Here is a 20296-nt window from a genome sequence, read left to right as displayed (position 1 = left end):
TGTTTTCCATTTTGCCCGAAGGTGGGAGGGTTGCCTAATACGTGTTTGGTATCTTCGCCATAACCATTTTGTTATGGCCTTGGCAGGAATCCATATTCATTGTTAAAAAGAAAACGGACCGAATGTCAATTAGACATGTCGGTCCTCTATCCATGATGGATTGAACATGCACCTAGTCTTTAGGGATTCGATCTACTCATTTCCGCTCCAACGTGATGCGGAAGCTCCCTTTTGCCTGTTTGCCAGAAGTGAGCAAATCCAACACTTGATTCTTCTCATTCTCTTGAAAGGCTAAGGTTCCGCTATGGCTTCCGCTCTGGTTAGCGAGTGAGCTTTCCTTGTTGCTTAATTGCAATGTCACATCACCAGCTTCAAGCAAGGTAGCCGCAGCCAGCAGGACGATTCCTACAACCCAACCCCATTTTTTCATTCCTTCACCTCACTTACCTCGCAGCTCTCATTCAAGTCCTACCTTACAAAGGTATTTTTAACTCTCACGGACTTCAAGAAGTAAGGAATCCATATTGCACAAGCCGCTGTGGATCTCACCATCGTTTTGATTAAGTCTCCACCAAGAGACTCTACTAGGCTGGGGATCTGGAGGACCAAGAAAAAGTCGAGGACAACCACCGTGAGACTAAGGCAGTAAAAAGCAATCATCAAGCGCGGCAAAACGGACTTTTTCCGATAAAATTGAAACAGAATGAACGCACTAAAGAGAAACATGAGGAGATTAGCGGTAGGTTCAAAAATAAGCATCGGCTTTAAAAACGGTTCGTAGTCCGCAGAGCCTTTTGAAGGAATGAAACTCCATAGGTCTATCGTTTCTAGGACGGGGGTTTGAACCCAATAGACCATAAACTCCAGTAGGGCTAGGTAAAGGTGGATTTGAATCAAAACCAACCACCCCCCCAATCCTTGGATCCCCACGGGTTGGTGAGTGATTCCATTTCCTTCAACTATCATTTGACGTTCCAATGGACAGCATTCCCTTCTGTACTCTCACGGATTATTGTTCGTTTGCAATCAAGTGCTCGATGACCGGGTACGAGATTAGGTTCCGATCACGGTAAGTCGCCGGAATTACCTCTTGTTTAGTGCTCAGGATTCCATTTTGGAGAATGGCCGCTTTGAAATCCCGCTCCATCGCTCCATTGTAGGTAAAGAGAACGCAATGCTCCGCCGCGAAGCCCGCCACAATCACCATGCCCACCTTCAGCTCCCGAAGCTCCTTCTCCAGTTCCGTCTTCCAAAATGCATTCGAATAAACCTTGGTCACCCTCCGATCTTCGGGATGGATAACGATGTCCGGGATGACCTCATACCGATGCTTGTTCTCTTCGGTTCGATCCTGGATGTCTTGGATATGAAAGACCGGCTGGCCATTCGAACGAAGCAAGTTGGCAACGTAATTGATGTACATGCACGCGCTGTTCAAGACGCTCGCTTCGAGAGGTTCTTCCTCCAGATACACCGGCTGCAGGTCCACAATCAATAGAGCAATCTTCATGGTTTTCTCTCCTTCCACTTCATTCTCTTTTTCGCTAGATGCCCAAATGTTGCGTAACTTTCTTATGTAAAAAGGGTTGAATCTCGGGATAGGTTAACGCATCAGGAAGCGATTTCGATCGGATGCATTCCCCGATTTCACTTTCCGCCGGAATGGGGCCGCGTTCTTGAATCGTTGCGTAAAACAGCGCCCCAAAGGATTCATCGTTCTCATCTCGCTTCACCGAATAGAGACAAACGGGTCGAATGGAATAGGACACGGCTCCCGTCTCTTCGTACAATTCCCTTTCAGCGGTTTCTTCAATCGACTCAAACGGTTCCCGTCTTCCCCCCGGGATTTCCCACGTGCTTCGATTGTTGTGCCTTACAAAAATCCCGTGTTCTTCTTCGAATGCAACGATGACCGCAAATTTCACCCGGTCATCCGAAACTTCTTCTCGTTCATAAAACCGAACCTCCAACCGCTATCCACTCCTCTATTCCAGCTTTCCCCATTTTAGCATTTGTCGACAAAGTTGCACATAAAAAAGAAAAAAGCTGTAAAGTCAAAGGGACTTTACAGCTTTCTTGTTCGATTTTGATGAGCAATGAGGTTTATCTTCGCTTAACGAAGGGGCTTCAGGGCACCGCTCCAGGCCAGAACTTGATCCAGCATGCCGTTCACGTTCGTCAGATGAAGATCTGCCGGCTTGAACGTCGTGCCATTCTCAAAATCAGTGAAGAGGGAAAGCGCAGGATGCACGCGTACGTCTGCAACGGAAAGCTCACCAAGGATGCCTCGCAGATGCTCAGCAGCGCGAGCGCCGCCAACCGAGCCGTAGCTGACAATGCCGGCAGCCTTGTTGTTCCAGGCTTCGCGGGCATAATCAAGAGCATTCTTCAAAGAAGCGGAGATGCTGTGGTTGTACTCTTGAACGATGAAGACGAATCCGTCCAAGCTGGCAAGCTTCTCATTCCACGCTCCAGCTCCAGGAGCATCCGCCTCACCAAGAAGCGGCAGCTTGTAGTCGGCAATGTCGACGATTTCGTAGTTGGCGTCTCCGCGCTTGTCGGCGATGCTCTTTACCCAAGCTCCGACTTGCGGGCTAACGCGGCCTTCCCGAGTGCTTCCCAAAATAATCCCGATGTTCAATTTCGTCATGGTCTTTTCCTCCTGGGCGGGTTTGCCGCCGAATAATGTCTTGAACCAACTCATGGTTTAACCACCTTCATATCAATCTTGTGTTGCGTGTTCTTGTTGTTTGTTATGATGTTATCATAAGTAATTTAGTTTCTTTTGTCAAGTGGCTAACTTTAAGTATGTAACATATTTATTTCGTACATGCGGAAAGCACCTTTAACGAGAGCTTGTCTCTTCTCTGACAAGGGCTCTCTTTAAAGGTGCTCTTCGAATCGGCATCCTATTCGTTTTTCTTGATCCGCAGGTATTGTCCGTCCTGCCAATCGAAGGGGACTTCCGAGGCAAATGCCGACAAGTCCCCGATCCCGCCGCGTCCAACTCCGTCTCATAAATCTCCATCCATCTGTTCTCCCAGCCTGCCTGTTCCATGCATGCCTGAAGCCCAAAGCTATCCATCTCGGTGGGATGGAGCTTCACCCATTCTCCAAGCGTCATTTTACTGCCCCTTCGACCGAATGCTCCGCCCGGCAGTTCTCGGGTTGAAGCCAAATAGTAAAATTGAGACAATCGTTGTTTCTCCCTCCCGCTCGTCCGTTGCGCTTACTCCAGATTCGAGTAGTAACGGGATAGCTCGTTGATCTTCGCCGCAATCACCTGCTCAACCTCTCCTGACAGCTCAACAGTCTCCGTTGAATGAAGCGCAAGGTCTTCGTGACCGCCGATCCTCACCGAATGGATGGCATGCTGGAACATGGCAATATCGTTGGCATCATTTCCGAAGGCAACAAACCCTTTAGGCATCACGCCAAGCTTTTGCGGCGAGCTCCACTTGTGAATCCCCGTCGGGCTGATATCGAGTACATTCTCTTTCCCATGTCGATGAATCACAATATCAAAGGGAGTCAACTGCTCGTACAGCGCCTCCATGTCCAGGCTGGACAAGATAAGAATCTTAACCATCGTTCCGAGAGCTTCGATCGGAACCTGTTTGGCCAAGCGAAGAGGATCCACGTTGTTCCGAATCGGATGATCCGGCACTCCCGTAAAGGCGTAGTCCCATTCGCCGTCAATCAAGTACGTGCACTGGTACTGCTCCATAAGAAGCAAAATGGCCTTAAGCTGCTCATCCGGGAAGGTAGCCACAAACCGATTCGTCCGATTTTGCATCACGAATGAGCCATTTCCCCCTATCATCGGAAGGGAATGATAGCGTTCTGGAATGACGGGAAGCATGTCTCGAATCGGCCGCGCTGAGGCAAAGATCACCTCATGCCCCTGGGCAAGCAGGTCATCGAGAGCTTCCTGGATGATCGCGGCGATCGGCCTCCCTTGAAAGACAATCGTTCCGTCCAAGTCGAACACAAAGCGCATGATGTACCTCCTGATGTCGGAATAATCGGCAAAGCTATGCTTGCTACCACCACATAACGAATGATTGGTTAGAAACCGGAATGCCATTCTGTTTCGCCCAGGCCCTTAATGCCTGTTTCCCCAAAAATTCGTGATCATTGTCAAAATAAAAGCATAAATCCATAGGGACTAGCCTTTTCCCCTTCACCTTTACCCCTATCTTGAAAGGGGTCATGTAGATCGCTTCCAGTTGCGACGCCTCATATCGCTTCGCTCTCGTAGAGATCATGTGCGTTTCACCCAATCGTATTTGACGCTTTGCAAGGATTCTCCTTACATTAATTACCGTACTGATGCAGGGAATGAGGAGCAAAACACCTACAGCGATTTGCCCGACAGGACTCGAAATTCGCGCTAGGTTCATCGACAGCAATCCACTAAGAATGAGCATAGAACCAATCGTCAGCTTCCCCCAGGGATGTATGATTTTCCATTGTTGCTCCATCCTCTCTCCTCCTACATGGCAAGCGTGATCCAATAGCGACGGAGCTCCTTATTCGTCTCCGGCATCACGACCACGGATTCCAGAATTCCACCGTGTTTCTCAATAATTTTTTGCGACCCCGTATTGCCGACGTCGCACGTGAGCAAAACCTTATCCCGTTGAAGAAGTCGAGCTTTTTCCAATGCTAACCCAAGCAGAACAGAGCCATAGCCTTTTTTTCTGGACAATGGAGCGATGTCATAGCCGATATGTCCCGCATACAGCCTCGCTTCATCAAGCGTTAACACGGGCCGGATTCTTGTCACCCCTGCAATCCTGCCTGCATCCTGCAACCAGTAGGAATGAGTAGGAACCCATCCTTCCCAGTGCTTTCGTTGCTCCTTCAGCTTTTGAAGGTATCCGTCAAAATCGGTTGGCGCTTCTTTGTACCGGTTGAAGCATTCCACTTCACCAGCGGCTCGATATTCCTCTACCATCCGAAGGAATGCTTCTTTGTATGCTTCTTGCGGTTCGACTAGAACCAAATCAAACTCAGGCGCCCTCTCCATTGTGCCTACCCTCCATCTCTTCCTTCACACCCTGCTCAAGTGGCGAGTGAATTCTTTATAATCCGAAGTTTCATCTATCCTCAAAATGCTCATAACGACGAGCGAAATCCTGAACCAAGGGAAGGAACCGATCTCGTAAGTTTCCTAGATGAGTGTCGCTGCTAAGATCCAATTGAACAGGAGCGCCTTGATAAAACAGGATCCGTACCCCGTCATCTTCTTTGTCCAAGTAGGTTAGAATCGAGTTCAGTTCGATGCTCATTTGCACAAACCATTTGGATATAGAAAAGGAATCTCTGAACAGCAGACTCATATCCGTGGTTGCCGCCGTAAGGGATACTTCCAACTCACCGCCTGGTTGTTCTCGCTCCTTGATGTAGATGCAACCAATGCTGGCTTTACCGTCAGGCTCAATGTGTTTTTCGATCTCTTCTTGATCATAATGCGGCTTCCAATCATACCCGCCTTCAAGATATTTCAGGATAAAAGAGTCCATCGGAAAGTGAATGACCGTACAACCGCTATCGAATAGAGCTCCATTGTTCTTTATGTACTCATACATTCGTTCTCTATGTTCATTGGGAATGACGGTGACAAATCGATAATCCAAGCCCATTGAAGCACCTCGCTCTTTCGTGTGCTACGATTCCTTCTTCTTCAAGTTTACTATCTTCGCTGTCTCCAAGGCTTCGAACTCTACTCCGCCTTTGTGGATATAGTATTTGCTATGAACCTTTTCGAAATGAATGCCGATCGGCATGGCTTCCATTTCACCGAATCCGTATTCGTTTGCCTCGGACACGAGCTTTGGATAGGTGTAGGTCTTTTTCTTGCCGTCCCGATCTCGGAAATTGGACAAATGAAAAGGCAGAATGGACAGGATTCCTCCCGGCTTAAGGGTTCTCCTCGCTTCTTCGTACAGCCGGAATCGATGGTCTCCTTCTCCATGCAGGATATCATAGCACAGGAGCATGTCCAAGGATTGATCGGGGAATTCCAACCTATACTCGGCATTCCCCTTCGCGGTCTGAATATTGGCTAGTCCCTCTTCTTGAGCGGTTTGAGCAACCCAATTCAGACAAACCTTGTTGATATCAACCGCATAAACCTTCCCTTGGGTTCCCCCTAAAAATCTTGAAGCAGCAAACGTGTAATGGCCAAAGCCACACCCGTAATCCAGAATAACCGCATCCTTCGGTAACCCGAGGTCATGGAATAGCTTGGCTCCTTCTTCCCGTTCCCAGAGTTTGATCTTTTCGTGAAGGGTCATTTGGTTCCTCCTGTGTTATAGCATGTAGCACTTTCTTTAACTGAAAGAGTTCATTTTGACCTCCATATTACCATCTTTTTGTAAGTTGAGACTATAACAAATGACCACTCCGTCCCTTTCTTGCCTAATCCATTTCAGGATGGTTATGATAAGGTTGTGCATAGACCAACCCAATGGAGTGAGCCCGATGATCCATATTCTAGTTGTAGAAGACGACCGGCATACCAGAAGATTGTTTGAAGCCGTGCTGAAGCGCGAGGGCTACCTGGTTTCTACCGCTGAAGATGGGGTTCAGGCTTTGGACATGCTTGAGCAACAGCATATTGACCTCATCCTCCTGGATATAATGATGCCAAACATGGACGGGTATGAGTTTGCCAAGGAACTTCAGGATGCCGGAAGCCAGATTCCCATTCTGATGGCTACAGCCAAGCTTCTGCCAGAGGATAAGAAGAAAGGCTTCCGGCTCGGAACTGACGATTATATGACCAAGCCGATCGATACCGAGGAAATGCTGCTTCGGATTCACGCTCTGCTTCGCCGCACCCAGATTGCCAGCGCCCGCAAGCTGGTTGTCGGCCAGGTGGTTCTGGATTATGATGCTTTGACGGTTACGCGAGGTGAGGAGAAGCAGACCCTTCCGCAAAAGGAATTTTATCTGCTGTACAAGCTGCTGTCCTATCCGGATCGCATCTTCACCCGCATCCAACTGATGGATGAGATTTGGGGAATGGATAGCGAAAGCAGCGATACCACAGTCAACGTGCATATCAACCGCCTGCGGAAGCGGTTTGAAGGATACCCCGAGTTCGAGCTGGTCTCCGTCCGCAGCCTCGGGTACAAGGCGGTACGAAATCCATGAGCAGACTGGCGATTTGGATCAAAGAAAAAATTACGTTATCAGTTCTGTTTTCATTTATGGTTTTTATTATTTTCCTTAGTACCGTTGTGATTACCGGCATGCTGTTCTTTCCGGTGCATGTTTTGGGTCTATTCGATGATGACGGAACCGTACTGACCGTCCTTATTTTGATCTCCTGTATCATCATCGGTACCACGATATCCGGGTTTGCCAGCCGCAGAATGGTTAAATCCGTACGCGAATTCATCGAAGCGATCAAGCGACTGGCAGCCGGCGATTTTTCCACGCGCTTGCATTTGAAGAATCCACCCGAATACCGGATTTTATCCGAGAACTTTAACCGATTGGCCGAAGAACTTGGCGGCATCGAGATTTTGCGCACCGACTTCGTCAACAATTTCTCCCATGAATTTAAGACCCCCATTGTCTCCATCAAAGGCTTTGCCGAAATTCTAAAAAATGATGATCTCACTAAGGAAGAACGGGATGAATACCTCGATATCGTCATTGAGGAATCCGCCCGGCTCGCCTCGTTAGCTTCCAATGTGCTGGAGCTTTCGAAGATTGAGACTCAATCCATCCTGACGGATAAGCAAAAGGTGAACGTCGGAGAGCAGATCCGTCAGTGCGTGCTGCTGCTGACCGCCAAGATGGAAAAAAAGCATCTGGTGCTCCAGCTCAATCTCCATGACTATTCCGTATCCGGCAACAAAAAGCTGCTCAACCAGGTCTGGCTCAATCTGCTGGACAATGCGATTAAGTTCACACCCGAGCATGGAACGATAACCATTGAGATGAAGCGTGCCGAAGGATTTCTCGAATTGGTATTCCGCGATACCGGTACCGGGATTGTTCCGGAAGCCATCCCCCGAATCTTCGATAAATTCTATCAGGGGAACACCTCCCACTCGACAGCGGGCAACGGGCTCGGCCTAACCATTGTGCAGCGAATCGTGAACCTGCACGGCGGGAAGATCACCTGTGAGAGCGAGCCCTCCGGGGGAACCACATTCATCGTCACTCTGCCTTTTGAAGGATAACCCGAGCTTTGGAAGAACCGCGAGGTTTTTTCAAGGCTTTTTCTTTTTCAGAAAAGTTAACGTTCAGTTTATGTTGCTTCGGTACGATACAAGCATCAACCCACAAAGGAGTCAGACTTATGGTCAAAATACTTAAGTACTTGAAGCCGAAGGAATGGGCGTTCTTCGGCATAAGCATCCTGTTTATCATCGCTCAGGTGTGGCTGGATCTGGAACTGCCCGATTACATGAGGAAAATTACCCAGTTGGTTCAGACACCGGGAAGCGAAATGAGCAAAATTATCGCCACCGGCGGCTGGATGCTGCTCTGTGCGCTCGGCAGTTTGGCAACCTCCATCATCGTAGCCGGCATCGCCGCTCGAATTGCCGCCAACTTCTCTTCCCGGTTGCGCTCCAAGCTGTTTAATAAGGTGCAGTCCTTCTCCATGGAGGAAATCAACAGCTTCTCAACAGCCAGCCTGATTACCCGCTCGACCAATGACATCACCCAGGTACAGATGCTGATTGTCATCGGCTTGCAGCTGCTGGTGAAGGCGCCGATCCTCGCGGTATGGGCGCTGCTCAAGATTACCGGCAAGAGCTGGCAGTGGTCGCTGACGACCGGCATTGCTGTCGTAGTGCTCATCGTGATTGTCGGGATCTGCGTCCTGCTCGTCCTGCCTAAGTTCCAAAAGCTGCAGCAGTTGACGGATAACCTGAACCGGGTATCCCGCGAGAACCTGACCGGATTGCGTGTGATCCGCGCTTATAATGCGGAAGGCTACCAGGAAGACAAGTTCGGGGAAGCCAACCAGGAGCTGACCCGGACGAACCTGTTCGCGAACAACGTATTGGCTGTGCTGATGCCCAGCATCACCATGATCATGAGCGGGCTGAGCCTCGCCATTTATTGGGTAGGCGCGGCCCTCATTCAATCCGCCGCTCTTCCTGACAAAATGGACCTGTTCTCGGATATGATCGTCTTTTCTTCTTATGCCATTCAAGTGGTCATGGCCTTCATGATGCTGATCATGATCTTCATTCTGATGCCTCGTGCCCATGTGTCGGCCAAACGGATTAACGAGGTGCTGGATACTCCTCTAAGCTTGACGAATGGTTCTCTTTCGGGATCTCCCTCCAAGCTCATCGGAGAGGTGGAATTCCGAAATGTAGGGTTTAAATACCCCGATGCGGAGGATTACGTCCTCAAAGACATCAGCTTTACCGCCAAGAGAGGCGAAACGGTCGCTTTCATCGGGTCAACCGGCTGCGGCAAAAGCACCGTCATCAACCTGATCCCCCGGTTCTATGATGCAACGGAAGGAGAAGTGTTCGTCGACGGAGTCAACGTTAACCAATACGAGCAGAGCACCCTCCGCAACAAGATGGGCTATGTCTCGCAAAAGGCCGTGCTGTTCGGCGGGACCGTAACGTCCAATGTTGAATTCGGCGACAACGGAACCGATGTTTCCGCTGACGTAGTGGATGCGTTATATACCTCCCAAGCTTCGGATTTCGTGGAGAAAATGGAGGGCAGCTACGATGCGCACATTGCCCAAGGCGGCTCGAATTTGTCCGGCGGCCAAAAGCAGCGCCTCTCCATCGCCCGGGCCATCGCCCGCCGCCCGGAGATTCTGATCTTCGACGATTCCTTCTCCGCGCTGGATTACAAGACGGATCGGAAGCTGCGCAGCGAGCTGAAGAAGAGCGCCCGCGGGACAACCATGCTGATTGTCGCCCAGCGAATTGGCACCATTAAGGATGCGGACAAGATCATCGTGCTGGAAGACGGGCGTATCGCCGGCATGGGCACCCATGAGGAATTGATGGACACCTGCAGCGTGTATCAGGAGATCGCCTATTCGCAGCTGTCCAAGGAGGAGTTGGCCTAATGACTACCAAAACCAAACAACCCGGCACCTGGAGCAAGCTCCTTCGTTATGGCCGGACCTCGATACCAATTGTCCTCGTCGCCGTACTCAGTGCGGCCATCGGGACCGTGCTGACCTTGTTCGGACCGGATCAGCTTTCCGAGATGACCGACCTGATCACCCAAGGCGTCGCCACCGGGATTGATCTGGATGCCGTCGCCTCCATCGGATTTTATCTCATCATCATCTACGGCATCAGCGCCGTGCTTTCTCTGTTGCAAGGACTCATCATGTCGTCGGTGACGCAAAAGGTCTCCAAACGGTTAAGAGGCGACCTGGCTCATAAAATGAACCGACTCCCGATCTCGTACTACAATAAATCCACCACCGGCGACATTCTCTCTCGGGTGACCAACGATGTGGATACGATCGGGCAGGCGTTGAATCAAAGTATCGGTACACTGGTTACCGCCCTCGCCCTGTTTGTCGGGTCCATTGTCATGATGCTCAAAACGAATTGGATCATGACCGTGACGGCGATTGTTGCAACCATCATCGGCTTTGGCTTGATGGCGGTGATTATGAAGAAATCCCAGAAGTACTTTCAGAGTCAGCAAGAGTATTTGGGCAAAATCAACGGGCATGTCGAGGAAGTCTATACCGGGCATACCGTGGTAAAAGCCTACAATGCCGAGGCACAGATGCACGGCGCCTTTGAGGACTTGAACCAGAATCTGAAAACCAGTGTGTTCAAGGCTCAGTTCCTCTCCGGCCTGATGATGCCAATCATGATGTTTATCGGGAATTTGGGCTTCGTGGCCGTGTGTGTGGTAGGGGCAATTCTCGCCGCAAACGGAGATATTTCCTTCGGGGTCATCGTCGCCTTCATGATGTACGTCCGTTTCTTCACCCAGCCCCTCTCCCAGATGGCCCAGGCTGCACAAAGCCTGCAATCGGCTTCGGCAGCCAGCAAGCGCGTCTTTGAATTCCTGGAGGCCGAGGAAATGGATGACGAGAGCGAGAAAACAACCAAGCTGGAAGCTGCAACAGGGAAGGTGAAGTTCGAGCACGTGCGGTTTGCTTACGAAGGGACCGATCAGTTGGTCATCAAGGATTTCACCACAGAGGTTCAACCGGGGCAGAAGATCGCCATCGTCGGCCCTACCGGCGCAGGCAAAACCACGCTGGTCAACTTGCTCATCCGCTTCAACGAACTGACCGGCGGGGAGATTTATCTCGATGAAACCCCGATCAGCAGGTTGACCCGGGAAAATATCCATGATCAGTTCTGTATGGTGCTCCAGGACACCTGGCTGTTTGAAGGAACCATCCGAGAGAATCTGGTGTACAACCAAACCGGCATCACCGATCAAGAAATTCAAGAGGCCTGCAAATCGGTGGGCTTGCATCATTTCATTCAGACCTTGAGCGCCGGTTACGATACCGTACTGAACGACAAAGTGAATCTATCCGCTGGTCAAAAGCAACAGCTGACCATCGCCCGCGCCATGCTCAAGAATGCGCCGATGCTCATTCTCGACGAGGCGACCAGCTCGGTCGACACCCGAACGGAGCTGCTGATTCAGCAAGCGATGGACCGGCTGATGGAGGGCAGAACCTCCTTCGTCATCGCCCACCGCCTATCGACCATCAAGAACGCCGACGTCATCCTGGTGCTGAAGGATGGAGATATTCTGGAGAGCGGGAGCCACAGCGAGCTGCTGGCGAAGAACGGCTTCTACTCCGAGCTCTACAACAGCCAGTTCGAACAAGCTTCGTAACGCACGAGCATCCAAAAGAGAGCAGCCCGCCTTGGATTAACCAGGCGGAGCTGCTCTTTGTTTTTCCCGCCAAGCCGCGCTGTTCCTTGTACTCGTATTTATCAAGACGGGTACACCCGAATCACGATGTCCTGATCATGATTGCCAAAGCCAGCACCATAGAGGGTCAATCCACCGACGTTCACCGCATTCTCGTCTACGGTAAATCGAAGGGTCCAAAAGGGGGCCTGCAGGTTGATATCCTCCACGACCACATCCGACATCCATTCTCCATCCATATAGGTACCCGAGGCATCGACCCGGATGGTCTTTAATAACCCATACTGATTCACATTTCGATGCCACCACTTCGGTGTGTATTTCCCGCGAGCGGCTCTTCCAAAATCAGCCGGACTTGTCCACATTCCAAGAGAGACTCCATTAAAGAGGAATCGGATATCCGATGGCCAGTAATCTCGTAAGCCAGGTGCTTCCGAAGCCAATTCCATGGAGATCTCTATACAATCGGCAGTTCGATCGGGAAGCAGGACGTTCGGTGTTTTGTATTCGACATAGCCCCGGCCAAACCACAGAATGGCCGCATTCACCCTCTCCGGATCTGAAAAAAAGCGCGGGTCATCCCATACCCCGATTTCCTTTTCGAGGGTGCCAAGCCCACATGTCGGATAGATCTCAAAGGCGGTATAATGCCCGACTGATATTGAGCGTTCTCTCCCCTTTTCCTCCTTTTGGACGAATGGCAGCTTCACTTCAATGTTTTTTTCTAAGAGCCTGCACAGCTTGTGAGTTCCTCCATGAAGCCTCACCCTGCGGCTTCCCACTAATCCCGCTCGTTCAAGCTTGCGAATGTGCATGGTAATCATCGACGGGCTAAGCTCCAAGGCATGGGCAATCTCTTTCACGTTCATTTCCTTGTCCGCAATCAATTTCATGATTTGCCATCTCACTTCACTGGCGAGCGCCTCGTACAAGGGTAAGTAGTGGGGATCTCCATTCGCTTTTACCATGACATAGATCTCCTGACCAAAAGCTGAATTTATGTTTATCTTATTTTAAGAGATTTTACAAGCGCTTACAATCCAGCTGCATTGCCAGTTTCATCGCAGTGTTGTTTAATTTTTCTAGCAGACTCCCTTCATTTGCTAGCATGAACCGGATCTCCCCCCTAATATCCTCTTCCATATAGAGGATTTCACTCTCGGTAGGCTCCCGCCGTCTTCTTTCACTGCCCAGTATGGTTCTTTTCTCAAGATCCCGCATTTGAACGTTACTTTACCGGTAGGGGTTGTTCTTTCTATGTGGTCTCCTTTTATCAATTGGATTAACAACTTGAGGCTTCAAACAAAGCTTTATGTATCCTTTGCCTGTGTTGCGTTGATCCCGATCCTCCTTGTTGGAATGTTTCTGACAAGGGAGCTCCGTAATATGGCGATGGACAACACGTTGAAACAGCTCACCGCCAATGTTGACCGTGTTAAGAAGCGAACAGGCGAAATGCTCAACGTCCCTCTCGACATATCCTACCGTCTAGCCAACGACAGCCGTCTGGAGGAAGCCGTCAATTACCAATATGAATCGGTCTATGATGTGGTGAAGGCCTATTGGGACTATCCCAACTTTCGTGAGTTTGTCTCCCTATACAACAAAGAGATTCTGAGCATCCGCTTGTATATCAACAATCCGACCATGATCAACAACTGGGAGTTTATCCAGATTGATGAGAACCTCAAAAAAGAACCCTGGTACCAAACCGCTATGGCTCAGAAAAATCGGGTCGCTTGGAAATACATCCAGGATAATCGCAACGAGAACTATTATCTAAGCTTGATTCGCAAAGTGGATTTTGCCAAACAGAGGACGTCCGGTGTGCTGGTCATCAATTTGAACACGGATAAGCTCAACACCATTCTGGAACAAGAGACCTTTGAAACCATCATTGTGGACGAGAGCGACCATATCGTCGCCTCCAATTCGAAGGAGATATTGGGGAAATCCCTGAGTGAGATGAAGTGGAAACCGGAGACCACGGCCACCAAACAAGGTCTCTACAACGTAACCATTGACGATAAGCCGTACAAAATGATGATCGACCATTGGCAGCCGGGAGGGAGCCTTAACAGCCTTCGCATTATTTCCATCTTTCCGGTAGCCAGTATCGTTCAGGAACCTAACCGGATCATGCTAATGGCCCTCACTGTCATCCTGTCGGCGTTCCTCTTAGCCATTCTCCTCATCACCTTCTTTTCTCGGTTGCTTACTGGACGGATTCTGCTATTAAGCAAGCATATCTCCAAAGTCGCTTCCGGGAATTTAGCGGCTACCGCCGTCATTGACGGGAAAGACGAAATCGGCCACCTTGCCAGGCAATTCAACAACATGGTGTGGAACATCAACAGCCTGATGAGCGAAGTACAGGAAACCAACCGACAAAAAAATGCGATGGAAGCCAAACAAAACGAAATCAAATTTAAGATGATGGCCAACCAGATCAATCCCCATTTCTTATTCAATGCGCTAGAAGCCATTCGGATGAAAGCCCTTGTCAGGGGCCAAACCGATATCTCTCAGGTCGTCCGTCTTCTTGGGAAAATGATGCGTAAAAACCTGGAGGTTGGGAACAACCTGATCCGCCTGCAAAGCGAGCTGGAGACCGTTGAATGCTACCTCATGATTCAGAAATTTCGCTATGAAGACCGACTTTCTTATGAGCTGCAGGTTGATCCGCTGGCGAATTCGGTTCTAGTTCCGCCTCTCATCATTCAGCCGCTTGTGGAAAACTGCGTCATTCATGGGCTGGAGAATCGGATTGATGGGGGGATGGTTCGAATCGACATCCGCATCGAGCACCAGCTGCTTATCGTGCAGGTACACGATAACGGAATCGGCATCCATCAAACGCGGTTGGACGACATTCAACAGCTGCTGGCGAACCAGGACGATGATGAGTCTCCTCATATCGGCCTGCGAAACATTCATTCGCGGCTTCAACTGACGTATGGCCCGGAATATGGATTATCCCTCGCAAGCCAATACGGCTACGGAACCCAAGTCAGCTTTGAAATTCCTTTAAGGAGAGATTCCAATGTACCGAGTATTGATCGTGGATGATGAGTTGGGAATTCGCGAAGGGCTGACCGCACTGTTGGATTGGGCTTCACTTGGCTTTCAGGTTGTAGACACAGCAGCCAATGCCATTGAAGCCCATTACAAATATAAGCTCTATTCCCCCGATTTGATGATCATCGACATTCGCATGCCGGGGCAAAGCGGACTCGAACTGATCCGTGAACTGCGAGAAGTGGATTCGGAGCTGTCGATTATGATCCTCAGCGGCTATGCGGATTTTAGCTATGCCAAATCCGCAATGGCATACGGGATCCATCACTACCTGCTGAAACCCGTAGACGAAGAGGAATTGCAACAGAGCTTGCTCCAGCTATCTGCCAAGCTGGATGCGAGAGCCCTAGATCGCCAAAAGAATGCCGTCGTGAAGGGCTGGAGTCGGGAAATGCTGGTTCAAACGCTGCTATTGGAGAAGGACCCGGAAGCGATCCCTGCTTCACAAAAGTTCTTCACAGAAGCAGGGATAAGCGGGGATTCCTATCAGATCGTACTGATCCGGCTGCTTCTCCTGGATCAGACCGATAACGGCCCTTCTACCGCCGTGAAGGCAGAGCTATCCACGAGCTTCGAAAAGCAAGAATGGGGGACGGTGTTCTCCATCGACTCTTATTTGGGTGTTCTGATTCGGTTCTCCTTCCAAATGGAGCTGGAACGGAAAGCCATGGTCCAAGAGATCCGGGAGACCGTAACGACTCATGGCCTGGATTGTATGATCGCTGTAGGCGATAGGGCAAATAGCCTCAAGAGAGTTCCATCTTCGTATCAAACGGCTTTGACTCGAATGAGGGATTATTTCTTCTATGAAGACACGGGGACAATTGGACCGGATTCCAAACGGTTTAGGCTGGAGGCTCAAGTCGGAACAGAAGAATTGGAGAGAAAACTGGACACCCTCGTGGAACGTTTGTATTTCGCTATGGATACCGGAAGCAAAGAGGTATACCCTCGCTTGATCCAAGAAGCTGGCAAACTGATGATCAGCGCTCATTATTCTGAGATGGCCGTAAAATCACGGTTTGTGCGCATCATGACTTATCTCCTTAACAAGCTTTCCTCCCAGTACCCGGAGTCTGAGCCGTCACCTACCCGAATGGATGAGCAAATCCAGCATATTTACCGACACACCTCTTTGTTCAGCCTTCAGCGATACCTGGTCTCTCTACTGGAGCAATACAGCAACCGCATGGTTCGAGACCAGTTTGACGTCCTGATGAAACGAATGGTGGATCTCATCCATCGCCGCTACTCCGAGAATTTGAAACTCGAAACACTCGCCGATGTTTTCGCCTACAGCAGCGCCTATCTGGGGAAGCTGTTCAAAACCAACATGGGGCTCTCCTTCAACAGCTATTTGGATCAAGTTCGCATTGAGAAAGCGAAGGAATTGCTTGATCAGGGGTACAAAATTCACCAGGCTGCCAAAGAAGTGGGCTTCCAAGATGTCGACTATTTCCGTGATAAGTTCAAGAAGGTTGAAGGCGTCTCCCCCTCGGATTACCGCAGGAATAACCCAAATTCATGATATGGTGCAGGAATATTTTCTGAAAGCGCTTACGAAAAATGATGAGTTTTTCCCGGTTTTCCTTCGAAAATGTTCGGGTGTTACCGGATGTCGGCGGATACTATGATGAATACGGAAGGGGGATTCAAAATGAAAGCGCTTACTACCGTGAAGCGGGTGAAATCCAAGAAACCGCGATCCCATTTTTGGGGAACGTTCATGCAGCAGAAATACCTCTACTTGATGGCCATTCCATTTGTACTCTGGGCTTTCGTATTCAATTATTTGCCCCTTTGGGGATGGACGATGGCCTTTCAAAAATACAAGGCAGGCAAGTCTTTTTTTGATCAGACCTGGGTAGGACTGCAATATTTCCGAGAGTTGTTTCAGGATGAGCAATTCTATCAGGCACTGCGAAACACATTGGGCATGAGCTTCATGGGGTTGATCGCCGGTTTTACGGTTCCCATCCTCTTCGCCATTCTATTGAATGAGCTGCGGATCCAGATATTGAAACGGTTTGTTCAGACGATTTCCTACCTTCCCCACTTCGTATCCTGGGTGGTAGCGGCCGGGATTGTTACGAAAATGCTGTCCACTGAGAACGGGGCTGTGAATGATCTCCTGCTTGCTCTGCATCTCATCGACGAGCCCATTCAATTTATGGCGAAGGGTCATTTGTTCTGGGGGATCGTCACGGCTTCCGATGTATGGAAGGAGACCGGCTGGAATGCCATCATCTACTTGGCCGCGATCGCAGGAATCGGCCCAGACCTGTATGAGGCAGCCAGGGTGGATGGAGCCAGTCGCTTGCAGCAAGTATGGCATATTACGCTGCCAGGAATCCGGTCGACCATCATTATCCTGCTCATTATGTCGATCGGTCACCTAACCAGCATTGGCTTTGAAAAGCAGTTTCTTCTCGGGAACAATCTGGTTCGCGATTACTCCCAAACCTTGGATCTCTATGCCCTCAATTACGGCTTGGGCTTGGGACGATTCTCATTCGGGACGGCGATCAATATCTTTAATTCCGTGGTGAGTGTCATCCTGCTCTTTACAGCCAATGGCATTTTCAAAAAAATCACGAAGGAAAGCATTATTTAGGAGGCCCCCTTGATGAGAATGAAAAGAATGGCCGCCATGAGCTGGTCCGACCGCATCTTCGATCTGGCTGTCTATCTGGTGATTACCGTCGTGACGATCGCCACGCTGTATCCCTTTCTCAACGTGCTCGCGATCTCGTTTAACGACTCCACGGACAGCATAAAAGGCGGAATAACCATTTTCCCTCGGGTCTTTACGGTAAAAAACTATGAAACCATATTTGCTTACTCCGGTCTGTTGACAGGCCTCAAAATTTCGATTCTGCGCACCTTGGTCGGCACTCTGCTCGGCTTGATCAGCGCGTCCATGCTGGCCTTCACCTTGAGCCGTATGGATTTCCAGGCGCGCAAATTCATCTCCACCTTTCTCGCCTTGACGATGTACGTCTCGGGAGGGCTGATTCCCATCTACATTCTGATCAAAGACTTAAACATGGTGGGAACATTCGCCGTCTACGTCCTCCCTTCCCTCGTAAGTGCATTCAACGTATTCGTTATCCGCTCCTTTATGGACGGACTCCCCTATGCGTTACAAGAATCTGCGAAGCTGGATGGAGCCAACGACTTTACCATCTTCTGGCGGGTCATCCTCCCGCTGACTAAGCCCGCACTTGCCACCATCGCCTTGTTCCTGGCCGTCGGCCAGTGGAACGCTTGGTTGGATACCTATCTCTACAACGGATCCAAGCCGCACTTGACCACCTTGCAGTTTGAGCTCATGAAGGTCATTCAAAGCACCACGACCAATGCGGACAGCTTCCGCGGACGCAACATGACGGAGGTCATGGCTCAAATCTCCCCGGAATCCGTCAAGATGGCCATCACGATCGTCGTTACGGTCCCGATCCTGCTCGTCTACCCTTTCTTGCAGCGCTATTTTGTCAAGGGAATGACGCTCGGTTCCGTAAAAAGCTAACGAACCTCTGGTATGTTCAGGCTCTGCCTGTTTGTACAATAATGCGTTCATCATTAAAGGGAGGGTTTCAATCATGGCAAGAAAGAAAGCCAAAACACTCGCGATGGCAATGGCCTTGACACTGCTGATCGGTACGCTCGCAAGCTGCGGAAGCTCCAAGGGCACAGCAGACAAACCGGAAGCCAGCACCGATGGCACAAAACCGACTTCCGCCGCAACGAAGTCAGAGGATCTAAGTCCGCTGAAGCTCACTTTCTTTGCGGAAGATCCAAACCCGAATTGGAACAACATGCAGGATGATATCAGCAAAGTCATCACCGAGAAGACCGGCGTTACCCTGGATGCCGAATTCGCTGTCGGCGATCCTCAGCAAAAAATCGCCCTTATCGCAGCAGGCGGGGATTACCCGGACATCATCTCGGCTAAGGGCGATATCGGAAAGCTGGTGGATGCCGGGGCCGTCATTGATCTGACCGAGTTGATCGACAAGTATGCCCCCAACATCAAACGTGTTCTCGGGGATAATCTGGCCCGCGCGAAATACACCAACGAGGACCAGTCCATCTATGCGATCCCCACCTGGTCGGCCGTCGATGAGAAAAAATTTGTGGCGGGCGGCGGCTTCGAGCTTCAGCATCGCGTCGTCAAGGAAGCCGGTTACCCTGAAATCCGCACGGTGAAGGATTATGAGAATGTGATCAAAGCCTATTTGGAGAAGCACCCAACCGATGAGAACGGCAATAAAAACATCGGGCTTTCCCTGAATTCGGATGATTGGCACATGTACATTTCGGTTACCAACCCCGCAGTTGCCACAACAGGCGGTTCGGATGACGGGGAATATTACATTGACCAAAAGACACATGAGGCGATTTACCACTTCCGCCGTCCCGAAGAGAAAGAGTATTTCCGTTGGTTGAACCATATGAATGATATCGGTTTGCTGGATAAAGAAAGCTTCGTGCAAAAGTACGATCAATACAAAGCAAAAGTGGCTACGGGACGTGTGCTTGGCCTGATCGATCAGGACTGGGACTATAATGACGCGCAGCAAGCCTTGAAAACCGCAAGCAAATTCGATCAAACGTATGGCCATTACCCGGTAACCTTGACGAAGGACTATAAAGAAACAAGCTTCTGGCCGACCGGCTTTATGGGCGGGTACGGAATATCCATCTCGTCCAAGAATCCGGACCCGGTTCGAACGATTAAGTTCCTGGATTTCCTCGCTTCTGATGAAGGGCAAATTTTGAACAACTGGGGAGTCGAAGGCAAACAATATGTAGTCGAGAACGGCAAACGTGTGGTTCCCGCAGAAGTACAAGAGCGAATCAACAACGACAACACCGCATTCACCAAAGAATCGGGGATCGGCTTCTATTGGAATATGATGGTTCACTACGGGGATGGTGTGAAGGATTCTACGGGCAATTATTATACCAAGAACTTCCCGGAACAACTGGTACTTGGCTACAGTGAGGCCGAGAAGGAAACCTTGAAGGCTTATAATGCCACCACCTGGAAGGACCTCTTCCCGAAGGAAGAAGAGTTCCCGGAAAAGGCCTATGGAGCAGCATGGAATATTACCATTCCCGGCGAGGATGAAGTCACGATTCTGGCGAACAAGATGAAGGACATTACTTGGAAGCGAATCCCCGAAGCCATCTTAGCCAAACCGGCTGATTTTGATAAGATCTGGGATTCGTACATGGCGGAGTTGGATAAAGCCGGCGTGAAGAAAATGGAAGAAGGCTTCACCAAGTATGTGAAGGACCGCGTATCGCTGTGGAGCAGTAAATAGGCGGATCTCGAACC

The 20296-nt window shown here is 50.0% G+C and carries 20 protein-coding genes; 9 read left to right on the top strand and 11 right to left on the bottom strand.

Annotated features, from left to right (window positions below):
• Positions 1-196: 196 nt before the first annotated feature.
• From AAFN83_RS02360 to AAFN83_RS02320, 10 genes are all read right to left on the bottom strand, one after another.
• Complete coding sequence (locus AAFN83_RS02360) at positions 197-430, bottom strand: hypothetical protein (RefSeq protein WP_347766745.1); 234 nt, start codon at positions 428-430, stop codon at positions 197-199.
• A 38-nt stretch (positions 431-468) separates the two neighbouring features.
• On the bottom strand, positions 469-966 hold the full coding sequence (locus tag AAFN83_RS22100; RefSeq protein WP_481810470.1) for a DUF2569 domain-containing protein: 498 nt from the start codon (positions 964-966) through the stop codon (positions 469-471).
• A gap of 43 nt (positions 967-1009) precedes the next feature.
• Positions 1010-1510 (bottom strand): cysteine hydrolase family protein, encoded by a 501-nt coding sequence (locus AAFN83_RS02355; RefSeq protein WP_347766744.1) that lies wholly within the window; start codon positions 1508-1510, stop codon positions 1010-1012.
• A 34-nt stretch (positions 1511-1544) separates the two neighbouring features.
• The gene (locus tag AAFN83_RS02350) at positions 1545-1970 is read right to left on the bottom strand and encodes an NUDIX hydrolase (protein WP_347766743.1); all 426 of its coding nucleotides are present in this window, start codon (positions 1968-1970) and stop codon (positions 1545-1547) included.
• 143 nt (positions 1971-2113) lie between these two features.
• The gene (locus AAFN83_RS02345; protein WP_347766742.1) at positions 2114-2650 is read right to left on the bottom strand and encodes an NADPH-dependent FMN reductase; all 537 of its coding nucleotides are present in this window, start codon (positions 2648-2650) and stop codon (positions 2114-2116) included.
• Between the two features lie 579 nt (positions 2651-3229).
• The gene (locus tag AAFN83_RS02340) at positions 3230-4000 is read right to left on the bottom strand and encodes an HAD-IIB family hydrolase (RefSeq protein WP_347766740.1); all 771 of its coding nucleotides are present in this window, start codon (positions 3998-4000) and stop codon (positions 3230-3232) included.
• 43 nt (positions 4001-4043) lie between these two features.
• Entirely contained in the window at positions 4044-4484 is a 441-nt protein-coding gene (locus tag AAFN83_RS02335) for a hypothetical protein (RefSeq protein ID WP_347766739.1), read from the bottom strand.
• An 11-nt stretch (positions 4485-4495) separates the two neighbouring features.
• Complete coding sequence (locus AAFN83_RS02330) at positions 4496-5032, bottom strand: GNAT family N-acetyltransferase (RefSeq protein ID WP_347766738.1); 537 nt, start codon at positions 5030-5032, stop codon at positions 4496-4498.
• 70 nt (positions 5033-5102) lie between these two features.
• The gene (locus AAFN83_RS02325) at positions 5103-5648 is read right to left on the bottom strand and encodes a hypothetical protein (protein WP_347766737.1); all 546 of its coding nucleotides are present in this window, start codon (positions 5646-5648) and stop codon (positions 5103-5105) included.
• 24 nt (positions 5649-5672) lie between these two features.
• Complete coding sequence (locus AAFN83_RS02320; RefSeq protein WP_347766736.1) at positions 5673-6302, bottom strand: class I SAM-dependent methyltransferase; 630 nt, start codon at positions 6300-6302, stop codon at positions 5673-5675.
• Between the two features lie 187 nt (positions 6303-6489).
• Here AAFN83_RS02320 and AAFN83_RS02315 point away from each other — a divergent pair, with 187 nt between their 5' ends.
• From AAFN83_RS02315 to AAFN83_RS02300, 4 genes are all read left to right on the top strand, one after another.
• Positions 6490-7164: a response regulator transcription factor gene (locus AAFN83_RS02315; protein WP_347766735.1), complete on the top strand. Its 675-nt coding sequence runs from the start codon at positions 6490-6492 to the stop codon at positions 7162-7164.
• Positions 7161-8204 (top strand): HAMP domain-containing sensor histidine kinase, encoded by a 1044-nt coding sequence (locus AAFN83_RS02310; RefSeq protein ID WP_347766734.1) that lies wholly within the window; start codon positions 7161-7163, stop codon positions 8202-8204. Before AAFN83_RS02315 ends, AAFN83_RS02310 begins: the two co-directional genes overlap by 4 nt.
• 119 nt (positions 8205-8323) lie before the next feature.
• The gene (locus tag AAFN83_RS02305) at positions 8324-10075 is read left to right on the top strand and encodes an ABC transporter ATP-binding protein (RefSeq protein ID WP_347766733.1); all 1752 of its coding nucleotides are present in this window, start codon (positions 8324-8326) and stop codon (positions 10073-10075) included.
• Positions 10075-11835 (top strand): ABC transporter ATP-binding protein, encoded by a 1761-nt coding sequence (locus AAFN83_RS02300; protein WP_347766732.1) that lies wholly within the window; start codon positions 10075-10077, stop codon positions 11833-11835. The genes AAFN83_RS02305 and AAFN83_RS02300 overlap by 1 nt, the downstream gene beginning before the upstream one ends.
• A gap of 101 nt (positions 11836-11936) precedes the next feature.
• On the opposite strand, the gene AAFN83_RS02295 is transcribed toward AAFN83_RS02300, so the two are convergent.
• Complete coding sequence (locus AAFN83_RS02295; protein ID WP_347766731.1) at positions 11937-12842, bottom strand: ArsR/SmtB family transcription factor; 906 nt, start codon at positions 12840-12842, stop codon at positions 11937-11939.
• Between the two features lie 418 nt (positions 12843-13260).
• On the opposite strand from AAFN83_RS02295, the gene AAFN83_RS02290 reads away from it, so the two are divergent.
• From AAFN83_RS02290 to AAFN83_RS02270, 5 genes are all read left to right on the top strand, one after another.
• A complete protein-coding gene (locus AAFN83_RS02290; RefSeq protein ID WP_347766730.1) occupies positions 13261-14943 on the top strand; it encodes a cache domain-containing sensor histidine kinase in 1683 nt (560 codons plus the stop codon).
• Positions 14918-16480, top strand: coding sequence for a response regulator (locus AAFN83_RS02285; protein WP_347766729.1), 1563 nt, complete (start codon positions 14918-14920; stop codon positions 16478-16480). Before AAFN83_RS02290 ends, AAFN83_RS02285 begins: the two co-directional genes overlap by 26 nt.
• Before the next feature lie 129 nt (positions 16481-16609).
• Entirely contained in the window at positions 16610-17566 is a 957-nt protein-coding gene (locus AAFN83_RS02280; RefSeq protein WP_347766728.1) for an ABC transporter permease, read from the top strand.
• Between the two features lie 12 nt (positions 17567-17578).
• A complete protein-coding gene (locus AAFN83_RS02275) occupies positions 17579-18481 on the top strand; it encodes a carbohydrate ABC transporter permease (protein WP_347766727.1) in 903 nt (300 codons plus the stop codon).
• A 73-nt stretch (positions 18482-18554) separates the two neighbouring features.
• The gene (locus AAFN83_RS02270; protein ID WP_347766726.1) at positions 18555-20282 is read left to right on the top strand and encodes an ABC transporter substrate-binding protein; all 1728 of its coding nucleotides are present in this window, start codon (positions 18555-18557) and stop codon (positions 20280-20282) included.
• The last annotated feature ends 14 nt before the right edge of the window (positions 20283-20296 follow it).

The organism is Gorillibacterium sp. CAU 1737, from assembly GCF_039888655.1.
In the GTDB taxonomy this organism is placed as follows: domain Bacteria; phylum Bacillota; class Bacilli; order Paenibacillales; family NBRC-103111; genus Gorillibacterium.
The sequence above is the reverse complement of the archived record's forward strand: the minus strand, read 5'-3'. Positions and strand labels throughout refer to the sequence as shown.

Coding starts and splice junctions, on each gene's coding strand:
- AAFN83_RS02330 (WP_347766738.1), bottom strand. CDS start 5,032: ATGGAGAGGGCGCCTGAGTTTGATTTGGTTCTAGTCGAACCGCAAGAA.
- AAFN83_RS22100 (WP_481810470.1), bottom strand. CDS start 966: ATGATAGTTGAAGGAAATGGAATCACTCACCAACCCGTGGGGATCCAA.
- AAFN83_RS02335 (WP_347766739.1), bottom strand. CDS start 4,484: ATGGAGCAACAATGGAAAATCATACATCCCTGGGGGAAGCTGACGATT.
- AAFN83_RS02320 (WP_347766736.1), bottom strand. CDS start 6,302: ATGACCCTTCACGAAAAGATCAAACTCTGGGAACGGGAAGAAGGAGCC.
- AAFN83_RS02355 (WP_347766744.1), bottom strand. CDS start 1,510: ATGAAGATTGCTCTATTGATTGTGGACCTGCAGCCGGTGTATCTGGAG.
- AAFN83_RS02310 (WP_347766734.1), top strand. CDS start 7,161: ATGAGCAGACTGGCGATTTGGATCAAAGAAAAAATTACGTTATCAGTT.
- AAFN83_RS02325 (WP_347766737.1), bottom strand. CDS start 5,648: ATGGGCTTGGATTATCGATTTGTCACCGTCATTCCCAATGAACATAGA.
- AAFN83_RS02315 (WP_347766735.1), top strand. CDS start 6,490: ATGATCCATATTCTAGTTGTAGAAGACGACCGGCATACCAGAAGATTG.
- AAFN83_RS02295 (WP_347766731.1), bottom strand. CDS start 12,842: ATGGTAAAAGCGAATGGAGATCCCCACTACTTACCCTTGTACGAGGCG.
- AAFN83_RS02300 (WP_347766732.1), top strand. CDS start 10,075: ATGACTACCAAAACCAAACAACCCGGCACCTGGAGCAAGCTCCTTCGT.
- AAFN83_RS02305 (WP_347766733.1), top strand. CDS start 8,324: ATGGTCAAAATACTTAAGTACTTGAAGCCGAAGGAATGGGCGTTCTTC.
- AAFN83_RS02290 (WP_347766730.1), top strand. CDS start 13,261: ATGGCGATGGACAACACGTTGAAACAGCTCACCGCCAATGTTGACCGT.
- AAFN83_RS02360 (WP_347766745.1), bottom strand. CDS start 430: ATGAAAAAATGGGGTTGGGTTGTAGGAATCGTCCTGCTGGCTGCGGCT.
- AAFN83_RS02275 (WP_347766727.1), top strand. CDS start 17,579: ATGAGAATGAAAAGAATGGCCGCCATGAGCTGGTCCGACCGCATCTTC.
- AAFN83_RS02280 (WP_347766728.1), top strand. CDS start 16,610: ATGAAAGCGCTTACTACCGTGAAGCGGGTGAAATCCAAGAAACCGCGA.
- AAFN83_RS02340 (WP_347766740.1), bottom strand. CDS start 4,000: ATGCGCTTTGTGTTCGACTTGGACGGAACGATTGTCTTTCAAGGGAGG.
- AAFN83_RS02345 (WP_347766742.1), bottom strand. CDS start 2,650: ATGACGAAATTGAACATCGGGATTATTTTGGGAAGCACTCGGGAAGGC.
- AAFN83_RS02285 (WP_347766729.1), top strand. CDS start 14,918: ATGTACCGAGTATTGATCGTGGATGATGAGTTGGGAATTCGCGAAGGG.
- AAFN83_RS02270 (WP_347766726.1), top strand. CDS start 18,555: ATGGCAAGAAAGAAAGCCAAAACACTCGCGATGGCAATGGCCTTGACA.